We start from the raw sequence: 20,534 nt of genomic DNA on the forward strand, positions 1-20,534 counted from the left end.
TTGGGGATCCACACCCCATGAAGCCCCGGGTTCAGGGTGTGACTGATCATCGAAACGAGCTCATGCCAGGATGGTGGTAATGACATCCTTCACAGTCGGTTCCCCTGTCCCGGAAACAGCAGCCGCACCGCCCGCGCTCGCGGACGCCGTCCTTGACTGGTACGGAGTGTGCGCCCGGGATCTTCCCTGGCGAGACCCGCGAGTGAGCCCGTGGGCGGTCCTCGTCAGCGAGATTATGCTTCAGCAGACACCGGTGAACCGGGTCCTGCCCGTGTGGCGCGCATGGACCGACCGCTGGCCGACCGCGTCCGCGCTTGCCGCCGAGCCAGCCGGCGAGGCCGTACGGATGTGGGGGCGGCTCGGCTACCCGCGGCGGGCGTTGCGGCTGCATCAGACCGCCGTCGCCATCACGGAACTACACGGTGGAGCAATCCCCGACAGCGTGAACGAACTACTGCGGCTGCCAGGAGTCGGTACCTACACCGCTCGGGCAGTTGCCGCGTTCGCCTTCCAGCAGCGTCACGCTGTGATCGATGTCAATGTCCGGCGGTTTGTCAGCCGTGCGGTCGGTGGCCACGATGACCAGCGGACGGCGACATCACGCCGGGACCTGCAACTGGTCGAGTCGCTCCTACCTATCGACCCGCGGATGGCAGCCCGGGCCAGCGCGGCGTTCATGGAACTCGGCGCGCTGGTCTGTACCGCGCGGACGCCCCACTGCGCTGCCTGCCCGGTGGCGGAAGAATGCGGATGGCGCCAGGCGGGCAACCCGCCCGCGGATTCCCCACCCCGGCGTCCGCAGGGCTATGCCGGGACCGACCGACAGGTACGCGGACGCCTGCTCGCGGTGCTGCGCGAGGCGCCAGGGCCGGTACACCGCGAGCTCCTCGACGCGGTGTGGGACGAGCCGGTACAACGCGAGCGAGCGCTGAGCGGACTACTGGACGACGGTCTCGCGATCCTGATCGCGCCAGGTGTGTACGCGCTGCCCGGACATCCCGCGATCGATTCCTGAGCTATCCGCGCACCGAGGTACCTGCGCACGCGGCTCGAGGGGAACACCGAAACCGCCGTGGGGCTGGGGCATGCGCCTCACCGCATCGCGACGCATCCGCCTGGCATCCAGGCATGCCTCGAACCCTTCCGGCGGCAGCCACTTGGCCAAGAAAAGCAATAAATAAATCAGCTTGGCTGCAAAAGAAGCTGACGACCAAATATTGCAGGGTGCGGAAAATACCTCTACCCCCCGACCGCACCAGCCGCCAGATATTTGCTATAAAGCAATATCGATGCTGTCGCATGCCCGAAAGCCCCTGGGGATGCCGATGGCTATTTGATCGTGAAGTCACAGTACGGACGCGCAGTGATCTCACGGACATGCTTCACGTCACCCATGGCCCATAGCGGCGGGCGGTGGGTAGGAAAGGGCGCCAATGCGACAACGTGGAGCTGCCGTGAACGGCTCGCCAAAAGGACCACATAGTCGTCCGCAAACGCATCGATCAAAGTTGCTAGGTTCTCATCGAGGAGGCCCGAAAATGGACACCGACGGCGACCTTGTACCCGAACCCCGAGGCGTACCCAACACGACACCGACCTCACTTGCCGAGGTAGTGACCGTCCAACACGGCCCGGTCGTCGAGCATGAGCTCATCCTCGCGGCCGGTGCCACCGCGGCCGACCTGACCGCGGCCATGATCCTGGTACCGGCACAGGCCGCCCTGATCAGCTTCCACGGGGACGTCGACCTGTCGCTGATCTTTCGCGAAATGCCAGGCGACAGTGGCACCACGCCATACCCGACCTGACCCGGCGGCGCTCCGCTCACAGCGGCGATCCTCGCCAGCAACCATCTGGACGCGGCTCCCTGATCGAACGACGACTCCCGCAACACGCCGTACCGGTTAGCCGCGTCATTCCAGGGTAATCCGAAGATCAGGATTATCACAACCAAGGGCCACTCCGATGGATGTTGATCCGGTCAAAGATCTGTCGGACGGTCCCGCACCGGCCTGTGCCCAAGGATGCTGGGAGGACGCTCGTGGACGAGAATCCAAATTCGATCAATACTGACATCGAGGCAACCAGAACACGGCTTGCCGAAGAGCTCACCGCGCTGTCCGAGAAGATGAGTCCCACAAAGGCGGCAGGACGCACCGTCGAGGATGCCAAGATCGCCATAGCCCATACCTGGGAACGGATGGCCACCGGCGCGGCAGACGCCCGGGTGCGGCTTGCCGGGGCAACCGAGGACCTCGCGCCCAGGGCCTCGGCGACAGCCCAGAAGGCGAAGGACAGCGCGGGCCGGGCGGTGCACCGGGTCGGGCAAAATCCGCACTTTGCGGGAAACGCGCAACATGTGCGGGACGCCGCCAGCCAGACGGCGGCGAAGGTCAGCCATAACCCGCGCGTGACCGCAACAGCCGAGAAGGTGCGGGAATCCACAGTTCGCCCAGCGCGGACCATGCAGGCCGTGCGCCAGCAAGCCGTCAACAGCCCTCGCGCCACCCGTGCCACGGCAGCCGCCATGACCGGCGTAATGATGGCAGCTGTGCTGGTCATCATCGTCCGCGGCAGACGCTGCGCCCGGCGATAGCGCCCGGCGATAGCGCCCGGCGATAGCGCCTCGATGGCGTAGGCCGCCGGCGGAAGAGGATGCCACCGGCCTACGCCATCGGACCGCGGTCGTGTATGTGCGGCTACCGGGAAGCGGACCCGGTCACCAGGACTCGGCCACGGCGCCCTGAGGATCTCTGACCTTCTGAGCGTCGCCGGCATCACGGGCTCCGTCAGCGGCAGGTGCTGCCGTGGGCCGCGGGATCTCGGCAATCACCACCCGGTCCCGTCCCCGTGCCTTGGCGGAGTACAGAGCGCCGTCCGCCATTGCGACCAGCTCGCCCTGGCTCGACACGTGCGTCGGAAAGGCGCAGGCCCCCACCGACACAGTGGCGAAGATCAAGGTGTTGGCATCCAGGGCGATAGGGCTCCCTGCCACCCGGGCACGCAGCCGTTCAGCGAGCGCTCCCAGCTCGCTCAAGTCGATATTGGACGCCAACAACGCAAATTCCTCACCGCCATAGCGGGCAAGCACATCGCCTGGGCGAGTCGCTGCGCGTAGCCGAGCGCCGATCTCGGCAAGCACCCTGTCACCCCCGGGATGACCATGTTGATCATTTATTTCCTTAAAATGATCAACATCAATAATGACCAGCCCCAGTAAACCTCCGCCGCGACGCACCCGGGTGAGCCCGCTGGACATCTCCGCCTCAAGAAAACGGCGTGTGTACAAGCCGGTCAGCGAATCGACCATCGCCAGCCGGCGCTGGTCGCAGACGAGTCCCGCCATTCGAGCGATCGTCAGCAGGAACATCAGCGCGCATGCCATCGCCATAACCGGAATGTCATGGGTGACCCCACGGGCATATTCAATCATTATCATGGCAGGAGCGGCCAGCGCCGCCGTGAGCAGCACAGCCAGCCGGACGCCACCGAGGTTCTGCTCGCCAGCCGGCGCGGGTGCGGTCAGCCGAGTCATCGTCGGATGCAGTGCCGCGGCGCCTAGCGTCACGTTGGCGACAAGCCACATCCCATCCAGGAAGTTGCCCGTCCGATAGGTGCCGCCCAGTTGTTGCAGCCCGTAGAGGGTGTCCGCGGTCATGATTAAAAAAAGGTTACCCATGAGCAGGAAGCAGGCAGGCGACCGACGGCCCGGCCCGAGGAACAGCCTCAGCCCGACCGCGAGCAGCGCGATATCCATGACCGGATATCCGATCAAGGATGCGGCATCGACCAGTCGGCCGGATCCGCCGCGGACATACGGGCCGATCAGGCCCAGCCAGGAGAGCATGGCCACGGCGACCGCCAGGGTACCGGCGTCCAGCAGGCCGGGCAGGTCACGCCCAGGAGTCCGACGGCGTATGAAAATGACCAAACCCGCCACCGCAAGCGGATAACGAGCTAGGTAAAACGCATTAAAGAAAATGGGGAATCGCGTGGCTCCCACGGCTGCTCCGGCAGCCTGGTATGGCGGGAAAAGCGCCGTACCAGCAATCAAATACACGAGCTGGCTGGCGGCTAGCAGCAGCCAGGGCAGCCGTGGTGCGGGCCGGAAGCAACCGACACCGACGAGTACCGCTACCGCGGTCGAGGCGCTGGCCAGGCAATAGCCCACAATCCGTACGGTGTGGCCCGCGCCCTGTGACGGCACCAGGTAGTAACCGACTGCCAAACAGAACCCGAACGCCAGGTAAAGCAGACATGACCGGTTTGTGGCCAAGTATCTACGGCTGTTTCCCGGCCCCATCAGATCATCCCGGGGCGGCCAGTCTCTCCATGTCTCCACAGGCGCGGAAAAAGCCATGATTGCGCCTCCTTCAGCCAATCAGGTTGTATCCGATGGAACCAGTCGGTCCGGATAGCTCGGCGAGGTACCGGAATTGGTACCATCTGGGCAATTGCCTGCGCGGCGAGATGGACACCACCCGGCCGCCCCGAAACACGGAAAACCCATTCCAACTACTCAGCACCCAGGCCCCGCCATAATATGAAAAATACCTTTTTTGTCGGTGAACAGATGAACCTCCCGAGTGTAGTCAGATTTCCTGTGAAATTCCTGTGAGCGCTAACCCGCTATTTAATGATCTTCTATGACGACCTCCAGCCAGTACCTTCCGCCCACACCACGATGCGTAACGGAAATCGACTCTTCCCCTGCCTCCCAGGACCCCCTTTGCTGACCGGCCGCCCGTGGCGGGTCAGCCGTCCCCAGGTCGGCCCAAGACAACTGCCTGTACCAGCAAAGCGGTACGTGACCGACATCCCTTGCCTCGAGTTGTACATCCGCCTTCGGTCTCAGTGAAACATTATGGACCGATGGTTTCCGCTATCGACGTATGGGGCCGTATCCGTGCCACGATCGCTGAGCGCGACCGGGAGATCAGAGCGCTACGCGCTGCCCTCGGCCCACCATGGAGAGGAGGGCAGCACCGGCGACCAGCCTTGCCACGCAACAGCCACGACTGGCTGGACATCGCCAGTGAACTCGGGATCCGGCGCAAAAGGCCGGTCGTCGACCTCGCGACAGGCACCGACAGGAGTTCAGGTACGGCCGGCGCGGCACACCGGGCCGGCCTGCGGCGACAAAGTGATCAAAAACACCGTTGGCAACCGGCAAGCCGCGAAATCATCCGGCAACCGGTCCGAGCGCGGGCTATCTTCCGAGGCTCGGATCCGGAAATAGGCATTTTTGATCTAAAAAGTTCGAAAAAATCCGCGCGCGGGCGGTCACGGCCGCGCCGCCGGCTCCTTGGCACCATCTGACGATCAACATGATCACATCCGGTTACGCTTACGACAATCTTTTACCTATACACCCCGGCCAGCCAGCTACATACGAATGTGATCGATCATACGTTTGATCACCACGATCAAGTAGGGCACGCTCGAGAAAGTTGATGCGCCGACAGCCGTAAACCCCGCCGGGCTCGGTAGCGTGATCCCGGGATGGGGTGCGGATCATAGGAGAGGAGCGGGCGTGCTGGCGCCGCTGACCGACGCTGATCCCCGAAAAGTCGGGAGGTACTGGCTCCAGGGACGACTGGGCGCCGGCGGGATGGGCACCGTCTATCTCGGCTTTGACGAGGACGGCCATCCCCTGGCAGTCAAGGTCATCCGCCCAGAATTGATCAACAACGCGGACTTCCGGAAGCGGTTTCGCCGCGAGGTCGCGGCAGCGCGCCGCGTCCGCGGCAACTACGTAGCCGAGGTGCGCGACGCCGACGTCGACGCGGAGCGCCCGTGGATGGCGACCGAGTACGTCGATGGCGTGAGTCTTGCCACAGCTGTGGCCGAGCGTGGCCGGCTCGGCAGCTCCACCCTGGTGAATCTCGCCACAGGCCTCGCCGACGCTCTCGTCGCGGTCCACACGGCTGGGCTTGTACACCGCGATCTGAAACCGTCGAACATCCTGCTGGCCTGGGACGGCCCGAAGGTCATCGACTTCGGGATCGCCCATGCCGTCGACACCACCGAACACACCCAGACCGGGCACGTCATCGGGACAGTCGCCTGGATGGCACCGGAACAGCTGCGCGGTGAACGGGCCGGGCCCGCTGCCGACGTCTTTTCCTGGGCCATGTGCGTCGTGTTCGCCGCGACCGGGCGGCACCCCTTCGCCGCGGACACGCCCACCGCCTCGGCGCTTCGCATGCTGCGGGAAGAACCCGACCTCAGCGGTATTCCCGATGGCCTAAGACCATTGACGCTACAAGCGCTCAACAGGGATCCGGGACGGCGACCTACCGCCGTCGAGCTGGTCACCGGTGTCGTCCGCAATTATGTGGACAGCGTGGACCTCGCGGACCAGGTCACCCGGCACGTTCTGATCGCGCCACCGCTACCGCCTCCGTCAGCCCCTACGCCGCTACCGGTGGCTGTACCCGTACCACCGGCGGTGCCGGCACCGGCACCGGCACCGGCGGCGGCACCGGCGGCCGGTCGCGCGGGGAATCTCGCCGCGGCCGGCCAGCCGACCCCAGCCGGCCGGCAGAGCGCAGCCACGCACCGGCCACCCACCTCCGGCGCAGCCCCCGTTCGCCGTTGGCAACTGGCGCTGGTCACCGTTGCCGCTGGAATCGCGCTCGGCATCACCGCCGGGCTAGCGGTCGCCGTAGCGCTGCGTGTCGCCTCTGGTGGCGGTGCGGACATCCACGGCGCCATCCCAACGCCGGTGGTCGCACCCGCGCCGAGCGGCAGCACCATCGTTCCGACCGTTGCGGGAATGTGGACCTCCGGCCGACCCGGGAACTCGGCTGGAATGCTGCTCAGCGAACCGTCAGTACTCGGCGACGGCCCGCCGTCAGGGCAGCCGATAAACATACCGCCACCGCCTTCCGCCGAGCCCATCGCAGCCGCGCCCAATGCGGCGAATGTCGCGAAATCGACACCAAGAGAGCCGGCCACGTCAACCCAGCCAGACCCCATCCAGATGACTGAATCATCAAAAAATCCTACAAATGCGACGCAAGCCACCAGCAATCCGCCGGCAGCTCCGGTAACGCCACAACCGACCCAGACAAGCGCACCGCCGCCGGCAACCACCGCCCCGGCACCGCGGCCCACCGCCACGTCCGGCCCACCGGCCACGCCTACGCCCAGATCTCCGGCCAGCGTGGCATCCAAGCCACCGGCGGCAACAATGCAACCGGTATCCACGCAATCGCGTCCACCGCCCGCGGCCGCCTCGAACGTCGCACGATCCGCCAGGCCGCGGCCCCGGGGAATACGTACCCCCGCTCCTGCCTCCTCCTTAGCGGACGTCTGAACCCGCCTGGCGGCGATCCGCCGGGTAAGCCGGTCTTACAAGGATTTCTCCCGGCCGGAATCGGCGTAGCCAAAATGAACTGGCCTGGTCAGCGGTGGAATGCGCCTGGATGGGCATACCGCTGCTGGGCCCGGCAGTAACCGGCCCCTCGAACCCCGAGCAGTTGGAGCCTGAACGACGAGACCGATGCGCTCGCCGCGGGTGCCGCCGCCAGCGCCCAGCAGCCAGCAGCTGCCGGTGGCCCCCTGTGGGCAACGCCGTGATCACCGGACACGGAGGACTCTGTGACCGACTCCTTCCCTGATCCTGCCGGCGACAGCCACCAGCACGGCAGGTCCACAGTGCCGCTGCCACGACGCTTCGACGCGACCGCCGCCGCGGCCCGTGCGACCGCATATCTGCTGCTGCGGCCGTTGCCCGCCCGCTGGGCACACTCTCAGGCAGTGGCGGCTCAGGCGGGCAGGATCGCTTCCACCGTCGCACCGGCCGACCGAGAACTGCTCGTCGCCGCGGCCTGGCTGCACGACATCGGCTATGCACCGCTACTGATCGATACCGGGTTCCATCCCCTCGACGGCGCGATCCACCTCATCCAGGCCGGCGCGCCGGCGCGGCTTGCCGCTCTGGTCGCGCATCACTCCGAAGCACGGCTGCTGGCGCGGCCGAGAGGGCTGCTGAACGCCCTTGATGAGTTCCCGGCGGAGAATGGGCCCGTCATGGACGCGCTCGTCTACGCGGACATGACAGCGGACGCAACCGGAAAGATCATTTCTGTGCCGCGACGACTTGCCGACATTCGCACACGGCACGCCACCGAGCGTCCGGACCTGTTCGCCGCACGGTGCCGACGAGAGCCACGGCTACTTGCCGCCACCGCCCGTGTCGCGCTACGCCGGCGAGACAATGGACCGCGAACCCACCTTCCAGCTGCCGGGCGGGGCCAGCCGGGCACCGGTGTTGATACCGGTGTTGATACCGGCGCGGTCCGTGCCAGCACCGGCCACGCAATCTCGTGACCACGCGGGATCTGTGGGACACCGTGACGAACGCACGGCATGAGGCCCGGCGGCCGACACGACGCCGCCGGGTCATCCTTCGCTCCATGCTGCGCGCGCTGTTGACGACGACCGTGCTGGTCAGCATTTACTACCTCCTGCCGCTGGACCGGAGGATCGGCGCTGGTACCGCTGTTGGAATAGCCATCGGCCTGCTCGTTTTCACCATCGTGGTCAGCATTCAGGTCTGGCAGATTGCCCATTCCAACCATCCGCGGCTGCGCGCCGTGGAGTCTGTCGCCGCGTCCCTGCCGCTGTTTTTATTGATCTTTGCGACAACCTATTTTCTGCTCGCCCGGGAAGAAGTCGCGGCCTTCACCGAGCCATTGACCCGCACGGACGCGCTGTATTTCACAATTACCGTTTTCAGTACGGTCGGATTCGGTGACATCGCGCCCCGTACCGAGACAGCCAGAATCATCACAATTATTCAGATGATGGGTGACCTCATCGCCGTCGGACTGATCGCAAAAATCTTCGTTGGCGCGATCACAGCCGGACTACAGCGCCGCTCCGTCACAACGGAGCCCGACGGCAGACCGAGCCGGAGCGAGGCATCAAAGAGCCGCTGAGAGCGCCCGAGGGGCGCGAAAGAACACGATCATGCAGCTCCGCTCCTCCACTGAGCGGTCACGGGTAACCTGCACTGATCGTGAAAACTATGGACGGCGCCACGAGCACGGGCACCAGCCGGCCAGCCCGGCTCACCGAGCCAGGCTGGCCGCTGCTGCCATTGCGGCTGTTCCTCGGCGTCACGTTCACCTTCGCCGGTCTGCAGAAACTCGCCGACCCCGGCTATCTCGACCCGGCTTCGCCGACATCGATCCATCGACAGCTTGCGCTCCTTGTCCCTGCCAGCCCGATCGGCGGGCTACTCGGCCTGCTCCAGCCGTATCCGGACACCGTCGGGGTCCTGATTGCCCTAGGCGAGGTCGCGGTGGGCGTCGGGACCCTCCTCGGTCTGTGGGCTCGGCTCGCCGCCGCCGCCGGCGCCATGTTCTCCCTGCTGTTCCTGCTCACCGTCAGCTGGCACACGCGGCCGTACTACTACGGCTCCGACATCGTTTTTCTGGTCATGTGGCTGCCGTTCATCGCGGTGGGCGCCGCCGGCGTACTGTCGGTGGACGCCTGGCTTGCCCGAGTGCGCACCCACGACCCTCGGCGCCGCGCGTTGTTACGCCAGGGGGCGGCAACCGGCCTCGCGGCGCTCGGGGCTCTCAGCACCGCTGGCCTGACCGCCTGGATAGGACGCGCAGTCGGTGGGCATGCGGCCTCCCACCCGCCCACGGCGATCGCAACCGGAGAGGCCACGATTGTGGCGCGAGCCGATGAGATCTACCAGGGATCGGCGAAAAAGTTCACCAACCCCCGATCCGGGGAACCGGCCTGGCTTGTCCACCTACCGGCGGGTGGGTTCGCCGCGTTTTCGGCAGTGTGCACGCATGCCGGGTGTGCCGTGAACTTCCAGATCTCCGACCAGCAGTTCGCCTGCCCCTGCCATGGTGCGTTGTACTCGGCATCGAGCGGAGCGGTCATTGGCGGCCCGGCGCCCCTGCCGCTCACCCGGCTGCCCTTACGCCTCGACGGGGACGATGTCGTCGTCGGTTGATTCCCGCGCGAGGTCCGGCGCACCTGCGCGTCACTGCCCATGGCGCTTGACGTACACCCGCGGGTAATCATGCGTGTTCTGCGTCACGCGAACATGGACGTGACGATGGAGATCTACGCACAGGCGTCGTCGGCGAAGACACGAGAGGCACTGAACCGGCTGAGCGAGAGCCTTGATCGATGACCTACTGCTGTACTTCGCTGCTGTACATGCGTCAGGGGCATGATCCTCTGTTGCAGATCATGCCCCTGACCTGGGTCGGGGTGGCGGGATTCGAACCCACGACCTCTTCGTCCCGAACGAAGCGCGCTACCAAGCTGCGCCACACCCCGCGACCATCGCAGAGTCTACCTGATCCATCAAGCGGCCTGGGACACCGAGTCCCGTGGACCGCACAGGCCCTCAAGGCGCGGCTGTAAGTGTGATCAAAGTAGCTTCGGGCCGGCAGGCGAAGCGGACCGGCGCAAATGGTGAGGTCCCCAGACCAGCGGATACATGCAGCCACGACCCCCGCCCGCCCGCCTCGTACCGGGAGAGCCCGCGCACCCGGGCACGATCAATACCGCAGTTGGTGACCAGCGCCCCGAGGAACGGCACCCGGACCTGGCCGCCGTGGGTGTGCCCGGACAGCGTCAGCGCCACCCCATCGGAGGTGTAGGCGTCCAGCACCCGCGGCTCCGGAGTGTGCGACAACCCGAGCCGCAGTTCAACATCAGCGTCCTCCCGAGGGCCGATCACCGAGGAAAGACGATCACGTCCCAACCGGGCGTCATCGACGCCGCGGACATCGATCCGCCGTCCGGCGACCCGCATCACCGTCCGATGGTTGGTCAGGTCGATCCATCCGCTGTCGCCCGCAAGGGTCTTTGCGAACGCGGCCCAGTCCAACGGGAGCCCCTTCGGCCTGGAGTCGTCCTCCGACAAAAAGTAGTGATGTGGGCTCTTCAACGTCGGCGCAAAGTAGTCGTTGTTCCCCGGTACGAACACGCCGGAGAAGCCGAACAACGGAGACAGCGCCTCCAGGGTCGGCCCGTCCGCATCAGGATGTGACAGTACGTCACCAGTCAATGCCACAAGATCGGGCATCAGACGAGCCAGCTCCGAGATCCACGCCAGTTTCCCCCCCTGTTTGGGGGTGATGTGCAGATCAGAGATGTGCAGGATACGCAGCGGGCGGACCTCGCCAGCCAGCGCCGGAACCACCAGACGGCGCAGAGTGTACGCGCTCCGCTCATAGCCGGCGGCATAGGCGAGGCTCAATGCGCCTGCCGCACCGAATCCGGTGGCCGCGCGTCTGGCGGTCCTTCGAAGCGTGCCCGGGGGGAACCGTCGCGTACCCGTCATCAGACCAGTGTGGCCCAGGTTTCGCCCATTGCGGCTGTTCTCCGCGCCGCGCCGCGCCGCGTCACGCGAATGATCAACAACGGGAAGGCTGATGATCGTATCCTTGGAGGTCCCGGAGCGACGGAACGGCTAGGGTCAGGTCGCGTGAGCGAACTCAAGGAGCGCCTGCGGGCGGATCTCACCACTTCGATGAAGGCCCGGGACGCGCTGCGCACATCCACCCTTCGCATGGCCATGGCCGCGGTGAAGGACGAGGAGGTAGCCGGCAGCAACGTCCGCGAGCTGTCCGACGAGGACGTGCGGAAGGTGCTCACCCGCGAGGTCCGCAAACGGCGGGAGGCCGCGGATGCGTTCGCTGCGGCCGGCCGAATGAACCAGGCCGAGCAGGAACGCAACGAGGGTGCGATCCTCGCCGCCTACCTTCCCCAGCAGCTGACCGACGACGAGCTCATTCTGATCATCGAACGAGTGATCGGCGAGCAGGGACTCGTCGGCCCGAAGGCGATGGGCGCCGCCATGAAAGCGGTCCAGGCCGAGGTGGCCGGGCGAGCGGACGGCTCCCGCGTCTCCGTCCTCGTCCGCGCCCGGCTTGCCACCTGACGCACGCACTCCAGCCCCGCGACGCCGCGTCCCCTGTTGCCCGGTCGCGTACTGCCAGTCGCGCTGCCTTCTCAGTCTCCGCCGAATATGTCGAGAATGCTATTCCCCCGTCGGTGTGCCGGGCTCGCGGTCGCTGTCACGGGCTGCCGGGGCGGCACCGTTGCGGGCTGTTCGGCGGGGGTTCCGCCGCCGTCCGGTCGAGGCTGCGAGTCAGGACCCTGCGAGACCATCAGTACCACGTCCGAACCAGCCGGGACGTCCTGGCCGCCCGCCGGATTCATCGCCAGCACCGTACCCGCCGGAGCCGGGTTGTTGACCTCCTGGACCGTCACCCCGAAGCCCTGCGCGGTCAACAGCGCCCGCGCCAGGACAACGTTCTGGCCGACGACATCGGGCAGTGTCTCCTTCGGCGGATTGGGCTCGCTGTCGTCGGGAGCGGGCATTGCCGCCACTGGCAACTTGAGCCCGTCGATCGCGCCACGCATGGTTCTCGCCCATACCGCGGCGGGCAGGTCACCGCCATAGACCTGGTTAAGGCCCAGGACGTTACGCAACGGGTAGGTCGTGGGCGACCTCGGGTCGGCGAGGGTCACCGCGACGGCGAGCTGCGGGATGTAGCCGGCGAACGAAGCGGTGCTGAAACCCTGCGCGGTCCCGGTCTTACCAGCCGCCGGTCTGCCGATCTGCGCGTTTTTCGCCCCTGTTCCATGCAGGATGACCCCCTCCAGCACCGAGGTGACGCTGTCCGCGACATTCGCCCCGAGGACCTGGCGGCATGGCTGGGGCGCGGCGTAGGCGACCGGCCGATCCGTACCGCCGACCCGCTGGGTGATCGATTCAAAAGGTTGTGGATCACAACGGATACCGTGATTGGCAAGCGTGGCATAGGCGGTCGCCAGGTCCATTGTGGAGATCTCGTTGGAACCGAGGACAGCCGAACCGTCACGTGCTCCTATGCCACCGGGCGGACAGCGCTGCCGGAGCGCCGCGGTGTGATCCTGTACCCGGCATGACGTGACGCCGAGCCGGCGAGCCATCTCGGCGGTGCTCTGGACGCCGACCTTCTCCGCGAGCTGGATGTAATAGGTGTTCACCGAGTGCCAGGTTGCCGTCGTCATCGAGTACAGGCCGGCTTCGCTCGGATCGGCGTTGCCGAAGCAGTCCGCGGTGCTCGCCCGCGTGCTCCCCTCCGCGCGAGGATTGTTGAAGATGTTCGAGTGATAACATACCGGCGAGTAGTACGTGGTACCCAGGGGCATTCCCTTCTCGATGGCCGCAGCCAGCGTGAAGACCTTGAAGGTGGAGCCCGGCGAGAACGAGGTCTCCTCGAGCGGAATAATCTGTTTTGTGTGGGTGAAGTCGGTCGTACGCTCCGGCGGCAGACCGTCCGAGGATGGTCCGTACACTCGGTTGACGGCCAGTGCCAGCACTTTTCCGGTACCAGGTTGGATCATCGCCACACCCGCGGCAACCCGGTTACCCGGTGGCACGACACCGGACGCGGCGTTCTGCGCGGCAGCCTGGGCAATCGGGCTGAGTGTGGTGCGAATCGTCAGACCGCCCTCGAACAACAGCCGCTCGCGGTCCGCCTGGGTCGCCCCGAACCGCTCGTCGGCAAGCAGCACGCGGCGGACGTAGGCACAGAAGAACGGCACCGACGACAGCTGGCAGGGATCTGCCGCCTGGGGCGGACGGTTCAGTGTCAACGGCACTGCCTTGGTCTCACGCAGTTGGCTGTCGTTGATGTGGCCGAGTTCGCGCATACGCTCCAGGACGATGTCACGGCGGATCGTAGCCGCCTGCGGATGTAGTACCGGATTGTAGGCTGTGGGATTTTTGACCAGACCGGCCAGCATCGCCGCCTGCGGCAGGGTAAGCCGACTCACGTCGACGTTGAAGTAGTGTTTCGCCGCGGTCTGCACACCGTAGGCGCCGTCACCGAAGTAGGCTATGTTCAGATACCGCTCGAGAATCTGGTCCTTACTCAGGTGATCCTCTAAATACAGTGCGTAACGAGCCTCTCGGAGCTTTCGTTTGACCGTTTGCTCGGTGGCGGCATCCTTGGTTTCCCTGGTGGTCGCCGCCTGCAGCAGAACATTCTTCACATACTGCTGAGTAAGCGTTGAACCGCCCTGCGTGACCGAACCTGACTCCTGGTTGGTGACATAGGCCCGGATGAGCCCCTTGTAATCAAGGCCGGTGTGTTCGTAGAAACGGGAATCCTCGATGTCGATGATCGCCTGACGCATCACCATCGGCACCTGATCAATCGTCACGATCTCCCGGTCCTGCTCACCCCGCAGGTATCCGATCACATTTCCCTGGGAATCAAGTATCCGGGAGGCCTGTGGCAACGGCGGCACGGTGAGGTTCGCGGGCAGCTCCAGGAACGAGTCGGCGCCGCCCTTGGCCGTGAGGCCTACCAGGGCCACGAAGGGCACCGCCATGAACGCGAGCAGGACGCCGGACAGCCCACTGATGATCATGAATCGCGTCGTCCGCCTAGCCGCTGTCCGGGCACGCGGCCGGAAGGACCGGAGTCTCGCGGGCCGCCGGGTGTCTGCGGGTGCGATGCGTCCGGTGGCGCCGGAACGACCAGAACCGACCAGAGGTTCCGGATGCCGACGGTATGTTCCTGTCGTCGCTGTCACGTCCGGGAACCTCCAAATGGCCCCCTTCGCGACCACTCGGCCGCGCAATGGGCACAAGCCTATGACCCCGCTCCTCAGACACGTGGATGTCACGCGGACGACACGAAGCGGTGACAGAACGCACCACATTTATCACTCGGATCAATGGCCCGGACGGGTCATTTGGACAACCACCCGTGTGGGGTCTGTGCCGTGGCAAAGGCGCTCCGTACGGTTTCGGGCGAAGCCACGTCACCACCCGCACGGGCCCCCTGACCCGGACTCGAGAAGAAAGGCAGGTGGCATGACCAGCAGCCTGGCTACCCGCACCAGCGCCGCACGACGTGCCAGCTCGACCCAGTTGATCGGCTCGACCGTCGATGGCGACTGGACCGCGAACGCGGCCTGCCGTGATCTGGACCCGGACGATCTCTTCGTTCAAGGTGCCGCCCAGAATCGCGTCAAGACCCGATGCTTCGGATGCGCCGTTCGTACCGAATGCCTCGCTGACGCCCTTGACAACCGAGTCGAATTCGGAGTCTGGGGAGGTATGACCGAACGGGAACGCCGAGCTCTTCTGCGGCGACGGCCCGATGTCGCCTCCTGGCGAAAACTGCTTGCGGATGCGCGCGCCCACCATGGGGCCGCCTCCGCGGGTTAGGACCGTCCGCACCTCGTCCCCCCAGTCGACGATCCAGCCTCCGATTCGTCCTCAGTATCTCACTATCACACTCCGACCGGATGCTCGGGACGTCGACGTCACCCAGGAGACAACCTCTCGACGACGGCGTCTCGGGGCACCCCGGGACGAGCGCATGCGAACAGCGCCACGCTGGCTGGGGCTCCTCAAGGCCGCAGCCGCGCAAAAACACGATCGCGCGCCCTGAACGGGCCGGAACGCTCTAACCAGCCTGGTGGAGTACTTTCTCCCCAGCGAGCGCGGCACCGACATCGCGGAGGCCATCAAGATCGTGAATGTCTCCAGCCAGCGCGTCGACCTCAACCAGCGGTGTGTCAGGATGCGCGCTGGTGAAACGCTCCCGCAGCCGGTTCTCGCGCGTGGCCAGCCTTACTCTTTCCGCGTGGACCCGCAGTACAGCCGCTGTCAGTGGATGCCCGGCGTGCTCGGCGAGTGTTTCGGCCGCGGCGAGACTGCGTTCCACGGTCAGGCCGCGAGCCGCGGAACACACCGGGTGGACCCGATTGATGACAAGCCCCGCCAACGGCATTCCGTCCGAATCCAGTCGATCAACGAAATAGGACGCCTCCCGCAATGCGGCGGCCTCAGGAGCGGCTACCACAACAAATGAAGTACCGGGTGCGCCCAACAACTGGTACGTCTGCTCGGCACGCTGCCGAAAACCGCCAAACATGGTTTCCAGCGCCGCCACGAACTGGCTGACGTCCGTCAGGAGCTGTGCACCGACAATCTTGGTCAGAATCTTGCCGAACATACCGAGCCCAACCCCGACAACTTTCAGGTACATTTTTCCACCCGCCTTCGCCGGGGCGAGCAGCAGCCGAAGCAAGCGACCGTCGAGAAACGCCCCTAACCGAGTGGGTGCGTCAAGAAAGTCCAGCGCCGACCTGGTCGGCGGCGTGTCGACGACGATGAGATCCCAGTCCCCGGTGGCATCCAGCTGGCCGAGTTTCTCCATGGCCATGTACTCCTGGGTACCGGCAAAGGACGACGACAACGACTGGTAGAAAGGATTTTCAAGCAGCTGCTGAGCTCTGTCCGGGGCTGCGTGCGCCAGCACGATCTCGTCGAACGTCCTTTTCATGTCGAGCATCATCGCGTCCAGCCGGCCGCCGGCCGACCGGTCGACCCCGGCGACTTCCCGAGGAATGTTGTCCAGTTCGCTCAGCCCCATGGACTGGGCCAGCCGACGTGCCGGGTCAATCGTCAGAACGACCACCTGGCGGCCCTGTTCCGCCGCCCGCAGGGCCAGCGCCGCGGCAATGGTGGTTTTCCCGACGCCGCCCGACCCGCAGCACACAATGATCTTCTCGCTGTCAAGCATCGCATCGACGTCCAACGGCGCTACCGGCACCGGCGGGACGGGCAGCGGTCGTTGTGCGGGCTGCCCCTGCGTCGTGCTCATCCGACCATCCGCTGTTTGCGCAGCAGGTCCGCAAACCGGTAGATCACGCCAACATCCACGCCGTCGGCGACCAGGGGCAGTTCGTATACGGGCCGGCCCAGCCTCTCGACCTCGGCTCGTTCAGCCACTTCCAGGCGTACCCGGCGCGCGTGCTGGGCCGCTTCGGTCGCGAGCGCGCCGACCAGCTCGACGCCGGCCTGAATGCCGGCCTCCTTCATACCTGCCACCAGTTCTTCAAGATCCAATTCATCAGCGCTAGCCCGCTCGATGTCATCGGCCGCCAACAACGGCTGCCGGATCATATTCACGATGACACCGCCGACCGCGAGGCCCGCGGTTCTCACCTCAGCGACGCCGTCCACCGTCTCCTGCATCGGCATCTCCTCGAGGAGGGTGACAAAATGCACAACAGTCGCGGCGGACCGCATCACCGCCATCACGCTGTCGGCCTGAGTACGGATCGGACCCATTTTCGCCAGCCCGGCAACCTCGGCACTCACGTTGAGAAACCGGGCAATACGACCGGTCGGCGGCGCGTCGAGAACAACCGCGTCATAGGACCTGCCGCCGGGACGGGTCGCGTCCGGACGGTTCACGGCTTCTTTCACCTTGCCGGTGAGCAGGACGTCCCGAACCCCGGGCGCGATCGTGGTGGCGAAATCGATAGCGCCGATCTTGCCAAGCGCCCTGCCGGCGCGGCGGAGGTTGTAGAACATTTCCAGGTACTCCAGCAGGGCCTCCTCTGCGTCAATGGCGAGCGCGAAAACCTCACCGCCACCTGGAGCGCTCGCCACTTTACGCTCGGCGTAGGGCAGCGGCGGGGTGTCAAACAGCTGCGCGATCTGCTGACGCCCCTCGACCTCGGTGAGCAGTACCCGCCGTCCCCCGGTCGCGAGCGCCACCGCGAGCGCGCCGGCTACGGTCGTCTTGCCGGTGCCGCCCTTGCCGGTGACCACATGAAGGCGGCACGACCACGGCCCCCGAGTGGCGCCAGGCGGCAGAGTGTCCTGCGACGTCACACCGACGACCGTACCCGGCTCGGCCATCCCCTTCCGTGCGGGCTTCCGTGCGGAAGCACGGCTGCCGGACGCCAGGTCCGCCGATGCGTCCCGCCCTCTCCCAGCGATGACCAATAAGGTCTCGTGTCATGACGACCTGGGAGTACGCGACAGCACCACTGTTGATCCATGCGACCAAGCAGATCCTCGACACCTGGGGCGCGGACGGCTGGGAGCTCGTCCAGATCGTTCCCGGCCCCAATCCGGAGAGCCTGGTCGCCTACTTCAAGCGCCCGACGAACGTCTCGACGGCATGACGCCCGCGGGCACCGAGGCGGCCACTCCGTCGCGGCGGCTGGCCGCGCTCGGGCTGACACTTCCCGCGGTACCGGCACCAGCCGGCGCCTACCTGCCGGCTCGCCGCCATGCCGAGCTGGTGTGGACGGCCGGGCAACTGCCGCTGGTGGACGGCACGCTCGCCGACCGCGGCCAGGTCGGCGCGGCCGCTGACGGCGGCATGATCACCCCTGACCGCGCCACCGAGCTGGCCCGCATCTGCGCGCTGAACGCCCTCGCGGCAGCGGCCGCGGTTGCCGGCGGCCTCGATGCCGTCACCGGCATCGTCAAGGTCGTCGGGTTCGTCGCCAGCGTGCCCGCGTTCACCGGACAACCGGCGGTGGTCAACGGCGCGAGCGAGCTGCTCGCGGCGGTGTTCGGCGACGCCGGGCGGCATGCCCGCTCCGCCGTGGGGGTAGCCGTCCTGCCCTTGGGCGCCCCGGTCGAGATCGAGCTGGTCGCCACCATCTGTTCTAACATCTGACACATGCCGGATCCGACCAGCGCGGTGACCGAGGACCTGCTCACGCACCTGCGCCAGCGGCTACCGTCGAGCATCCCCGAGCGGGCGCGGTCCTATCGTCCTGATATCGACACGCCGGCACCCGCCCGCGCCGCGGCCACGGTGGTCCTGCTCCGGCCCGCCCTCAGCGGGCCAGGCGGGGTCGAGGTCTGTCTGTTGCGCCGGGCGTCCACGATGGCCTTTGCCGCCGGCATGTACGTATTCCCAGGCGGGACGGTTGATCCAGCGGACAGCGACGCTGAGCCGCGCCAATTCGGTACGGCGGGAGCCGTGGCGCCATACCTGCCCGGGGCCGGGCCGGCGCTGGCCCGAGCGCTGGTGTGCGCGGCGGTGCGCGAGACGTTCGAGGAAAGCGGTGTCCTGCTCGCCGGACCAGACGGCGACACCATCGCCGATGTCAGCGGCCCCGGCTGGGAATCGGACCGGGCCGCGCTGGAGAGCCGGCGGACCAGCCTTGCCGCCGTGCTGGCCCGACGCGCCCTCGGGGTACGGATCGATCTGCTCCGCTCCTGGGCACGCTGGATCACACCCGAGGTCGAACCGCGCCGGTACGATACCTGGTTCTTCGTCGCGGCGATGCCAACCACGCAGCTGACCCGCCGGATCCCCGGCGAATCCGACCGGCTGCTGTGGACGTCGCCGGCGGCCGCGCTCGACGACTACCTGGCGGATCGGCTACGCCTGATGCCACCCACCGCATACACCCTCGGCGAGTTGGTGAACTACACCAGCGTCGAAGAAATCATGGCAGCTGCCACCGCCCGGGACATGGAACCGATCCTGCCAAAAATCTCGTTGCGCGACGGCACGGCCCGGCTTGTGTTCCCGCATGACACCGACTATGGCTCAATCGGCTGACGGGCACGGGCGGGCAGTGGCCACGATGCCGTCCCATCCTGCCCTGCCCAGGCAGGTGACAACACTGGCGGCGGTGCTGCTCGCGCCCAATCCCGGCCCGATGACACTGGACGGCACGAACACGTGGCTGCTGCGCGCCCCCGGTGCCACCGGCTGTGTGGTCGTCGACCCCGGCCCGCCTGATCACCGGCATCTCGATGCGATCGTCGCGGCGGGACCAGTTGAGATGATCCTGCTTACCCATGGTCATATTGACCATGCCGCGGGCGCTGCTCCGCTTCACAGCCGCACGGCGGCTCCGGTCCGTGCCCTGGACATCGCCCACCGGCTCGGCGACGAGGGGCTCGCCGAAGGCGATGTGATCGTCGCTGCCGGAGTAGAGATCCGCGTGCTGGCGACGCCTGGCCACAGCGGCGACTCGCTGTCCTTCGTCCTCACCGGTGACCGCCAGCGCGGCACTGGTGGCACTGGTGGCACCGGCGGACCCGCGGCCGGCGGGCACCGAACCGGCGTGAGTGACACAAGTGACACAAGTGCCAGCAGCGTCTCGGTGCTCACCGGCGACACAATCCTCGGGCGGGGCAGCACGGTGGTGGCGCATCCTGACGGGCGGCTCGGCGATTACCTAGCGAGCCTGCGGCGTCTGCGCGAGCTGGGCGATGCCACCGTCCTTCCTGGCCATGGGCCCGAGCTGCCGGCAGCGGGGCGGGCTTGCGACACATACCTCAGCCACCGGGAGGCCCGCCTGCGGGCGGTCCGAACAGCCGTCGAGGCAGGCGACACGACAGCCGTGGAGATCGTCCGACGGGTCTATGCCGATGTCGACCCCGCGCTGTGGCCGGCGGCGGAACTATCGGTCCACGCCCAGCTCGAGTACTTGCGCCAGCTCTCTCACTGAGGTAGTCGAATCATCGCCGCAGGCAACGGAAGGCGACGTCTTCCAGACATCCCAGATGGCTCTTTTTCCATCCGAACGTGGCTAAGATCAGCGGGAAAAGAAGATCCCGTACAGTTGGCTTATGCTCGCGGCCGGGAGGCGACTACCCGTGCGTAACGCTCCGCATTTGTCCGACTGCACCAGAACAGCTCCGGCATGGAGGCGATACCGGCAAGCCCCGTATATCGGACGGGCCGGCTGGATGTCCTTGCCACACC

Annotated in this window: 18 protein-coding genes and 1 tRNA gene; 13 read left to right on the plus strand and 6 right to left on the minus strand. The window is 66.2% G+C overall.

Annotation, left to right across the window (positions count from 1 at the left end; genetic code table 11):
• Positions 1–79 precede the first annotated feature (79 nt).
• The 3 genes from MJ777_RS12885 (at position 80) to MJ777_RS12895 (ending at position 2,596) form a co-directional block, all read left to right on the plus strand.
• Positions 80–1,015, plus strand: a complete 936-nt coding sequence (locus MJ777_RS12885) for an A/G-specific adenine glycosylase (RefSeq protein ID WP_239376334.1) — start codon at positions 80–82, stop codon at positions 1,013–1,015.
• Positions 1,016–1,538: 523 nt separating this feature from the next.
• A complete protein-coding gene (locus MJ777_RS12890; RefSeq protein WP_239311232.1) occupies positions 1,539–1,808 on the plus strand; it encodes a hypothetical protein in 270 nt (89 codons plus the stop codon).
• 233 nt (positions 1,809–2,041) lie between these two features.
• A complete protein-coding gene (locus MJ777_RS12895; protein WP_239348185.1) occupies positions 2,042–2,596 on the plus strand; it encodes a DUF3618 domain-containing protein in 555 nt (184 codons plus the stop codon).
• Positions 2,597–2,719: 123 nt separating this feature from the next.
• Here the strand turns inward: MJ777_RS12895 and MJ777_RS12900 are convergent, their stop codons facing one another.
• Positions 2,720–4,228 carry a diguanylate cyclase gene (locus tag MJ777_RS12900; protein WP_239376336.1) on the minus strand — a complete coding sequence of 503 codons (1,509 nt, stop codon included), beginning with the start codon at positions 4,226–4,228 and terminating at the stop codon, positions 2,720–2,722.
• Positions 4,229–5,533: 1,305 nt separating this feature from the next.
• On the opposite strand from MJ777_RS12900, the gene MJ777_RS12905 reads away from it, so the two are divergent.
• The 4 genes from MJ777_RS12905 to MJ777_RS22895 all read left to right on the plus strand — a co-directional run bounded on the left by MJ777_RS12905 (position 5,534) and on the right by MJ777_RS22895 (position 9,985).
• On the plus strand, positions 5,534–7,321 hold the full coding sequence (locus MJ777_RS12905; RefSeq protein ID WP_239376345.1) for a serine/threonine-protein kinase: 1,788 nt from the start codon (positions 5,534–5,536) through the stop codon (positions 7,319–7,321).
• Between the two features lie 284 nt (positions 7,322–7,605).
• Complete coding sequence (locus tag MJ777_RS12910; protein WP_239376347.1) at positions 7,606–8,337, plus strand: HD domain-containing protein; 732 nt, start codon at positions 7,606–7,608, stop codon at positions 8,335–8,337.
• A gap of 86 nt (positions 8,338–8,423) precedes the next feature.
• Positions 8,424–8,948, plus strand: coding sequence for a potassium channel family protein (locus tag MJ777_RS12915; protein ID WP_239348189.1), 525 nt, complete (start codon positions 8,424–8,426; stop codon positions 8,946–8,948).
• Between the two features lie 89 nt (positions 8,949–9,037).
• The gene (locus tag MJ777_RS22895) at positions 9,038–9,985 is read left to right on the plus strand and encodes a TQO small subunit DoxD (RefSeq protein ID WP_305039417.1); all 948 of its coding nucleotides are present in this window, start codon (positions 9,038–9,040) and stop codon (positions 9,983–9,985) included.
• 258 nt (positions 9,986–10,243) lie between these two features.
• On the opposite strand, the gene MJ777_RS12930 is transcribed toward MJ777_RS22895, so the two are convergent.
• Positions 10,244–10,317: transfer RNA gene (locus MJ777_RS12930), tRNA-Pro, on the minus strand.
• Positions 10,318–10,387: 70 nt separating this feature from the next.
• Positions 10,388–11,329, minus strand: coding sequence for a metallophosphoesterase (locus MJ777_RS12935; protein WP_239311005.1), 942 nt, complete (start codon positions 11,327–11,329; stop codon positions 10,388–10,390).
• A gap of 144 nt (positions 11,330–11,473) precedes the next feature.
• Here MJ777_RS12935 and MJ777_RS12940 point away from each other — a divergent pair, with 144 nt between their 5' ends.
• Positions 11,474–11,929 carry a GatB/YqeY domain-containing protein gene (locus MJ777_RS12940; RefSeq protein WP_239348192.1) on the plus strand — a complete coding sequence of 152 codons (456 nt, stop codon included), beginning with the start codon at positions 11,474–11,476 and terminating at the stop codon, positions 11,927–11,929.
• Positions 11,930–12,000: 71 nt separating this feature from the next.
• Here MJ777_RS12940 and MJ777_RS12945 read toward each other — a convergent pair whose 3' ends face one another.
• Entirely contained in the window at positions 12,001–14,415 is a 2,415-nt protein-coding gene (locus MJ777_RS12945) for a transglycosylase domain-containing protein (RefSeq protein ID WP_239376348.1), read from the minus strand.
• 448 nt (positions 14,416–14,863) lie between these two features.
• Here MJ777_RS12945 and MJ777_RS12950 point away from each other — a divergent pair, with 448 nt between their 5' ends.
• Complete coding sequence (locus MJ777_RS12950; protein ID WP_239310994.1) at positions 14,864–15,220, plus strand: WhiB family transcriptional regulator; 357 nt, start codon at positions 14,864–14,866, stop codon at positions 15,218–15,220.
• Positions 15,221–15,461: 241 nt separating this feature from the next.
• Here MJ777_RS12950 and MJ777_RS12955 read toward each other — a convergent pair whose 3' ends face one another.
• A complete protein-coding gene (locus tag MJ777_RS12955; RefSeq protein WP_239310995.1) occupies positions 15,462–16,664 on the minus strand; it encodes an ArsA-related P-loop ATPase in 1,203 nt (400 codons plus the stop codon).
• Positions 16,661–17,710 (minus strand): ArsA-related P-loop ATPase, encoded by a 1,050-nt coding sequence (locus MJ777_RS12960; RefSeq protein WP_239310996.1) that lies wholly within the window; start codon positions 17,708–17,710, stop codon positions 16,661–16,663. Before MJ777_RS12960 ends, MJ777_RS12955 begins: the two co-directional genes overlap by 4 nt.
• 101 nt (positions 17,711–17,811) lie before the next feature.
• Between MJ777_RS12960 and MJ777_RS12965 the strand changes: the two genes are divergently transcribed.
• Genes MJ777_RS12965 through MJ777_RS12980 form a run of 4 tightly spaced genes read left to right on the plus strand, consistent with a single transcriptional unit; the run spans position 17,812 to position 20,277 of the window.
• Positions 17,812–17,979 (plus strand): DUF4177 domain-containing protein, encoded by a 168-nt coding sequence (locus MJ777_RS12965; protein WP_239310997.1) that lies wholly within the window; start codon positions 17,812–17,814, stop codon positions 17,977–17,979.
• Positions 17,976–18,482 (plus strand): RidA family protein, encoded by a 507-nt coding sequence (locus MJ777_RS12970; RefSeq protein ID WP_239310998.1) that lies wholly within the window; start codon positions 17,976–17,978, stop codon positions 18,480–18,482. Before MJ777_RS12965 ends, MJ777_RS12970 begins: the two co-directional genes overlap by 4 nt.
• Before the next feature lie 3 nt (positions 18,483–18,485).
• The gene (locus tag MJ777_RS12975) at positions 18,486–19,379 is read left to right on the plus strand and encodes an NUDIX hydrolase (RefSeq protein ID WP_239376350.1); all 894 of its coding nucleotides are present in this window, start codon (positions 18,486–18,488) and stop codon (positions 19,377–19,379) included.
• A gap of 25 nt (positions 19,380–19,404) precedes the next feature.
• Positions 19,405–20,277 (plus strand): MBL fold metallo-hydrolase, encoded by an 873-nt coding sequence (locus MJ777_RS12980; protein WP_239376356.1) that lies wholly within the window; start codon positions 19,405–19,407, stop codon positions 20,275–20,277.
• The last annotated feature ends 257 nt before the right edge of the window (positions 20,278–20,534 follow it).

This window comes from Protofrankia sp. Cj5 (assembly GCF_917627405.1).
Lineage (GTDB): Bacteria > Actinomycetota > Actinomycetes > Frankiales > Frankiaceae > Protofrankia.

Coding starts and splice junctions, on each gene's coding strand:
- MJ777_RS12885 (WP_239376334.1), top strand. CDS start 80: ATGACATCCTTCACAGTCGGTTCCCCTGTCCCGGAAACAGCAGCCGCA.
- MJ777_RS12890 (WP_239311232.1), top strand. CDS start 1,539: ATGGACACCGACGGCGACCTTGTACCCGAACCCCGAGGCGTACCCAAC.
- MJ777_RS12915 (WP_239348189.1), top strand. CDS start 8,424: ATGCTGCGCGCGCTGTTGACGACGACCGTGCTGGTCAGCATTTACTAC.
- MJ777_RS22895 (WP_305039417.1), top strand. CDS start 9,038: ATGGACGGCGCCACGAGCACGGGCACCAGCCGGCCAGCCCGGCTCACC.
- MJ777_RS12935 (WP_239311005.1), bottom strand. CDS start 11,329: ATGACGGGTACGCGACGGTTCCCCCCGGGCACGCTTCGAAGGACCGCC.
- MJ777_RS12945 (WP_239376348.1), bottom strand. CDS start 14,415: ATGATCATCAGTGGGCTGTCCGGCGTCCTGCTCGCGTTCATGGCGGTG.
- MJ777_RS12950 (WP_239310994.1), top strand. CDS start 14,864: ATGACCAGCAGCCTGGCTACCCGCACCAGCGCCGCACGACGTGCCAGC.
- MJ777_RS12955 (WP_239310995.1), bottom strand. CDS start 16,664: ATGAGCACGACGCAGGGGCAGCCCGCACAACGACCGCTGCCCGTCCCG.
- MJ777_RS12960 (WP_239310996.1), bottom strand. CDS start 17,710: ATGGCCGAGCCGGGTACGGTCGTCGGTGTGACGTCGCAGGACACTCTG.
- MJ777_RS12965 (WP_239310997.1), top strand. CDS start 17,812: ATGACGACCTGGGAGTACGCGACAGCACCACTGTTGATCCATGCGACC.
- MJ777_RS12970 (WP_239310998.1), top strand. CDS start 17,976: ATGACGCCCGCGGGCACCGAGGCGGCCACTCCGTCGCGGCGGCTGGCC.
- MJ777_RS12975 (WP_239376350.1), top strand. CDS start 18,486: ATGCCGGATCCGACCAGCGCGGTGACCGAGGACCTGCTCACGCACCTG.
- MJ777_RS12980 (WP_239376356.1), top strand. CDS start 19,405: ATGCCGTCCCATCCTGCCCTGCCCAGGCAGGTGACAACACTGGCGGCG.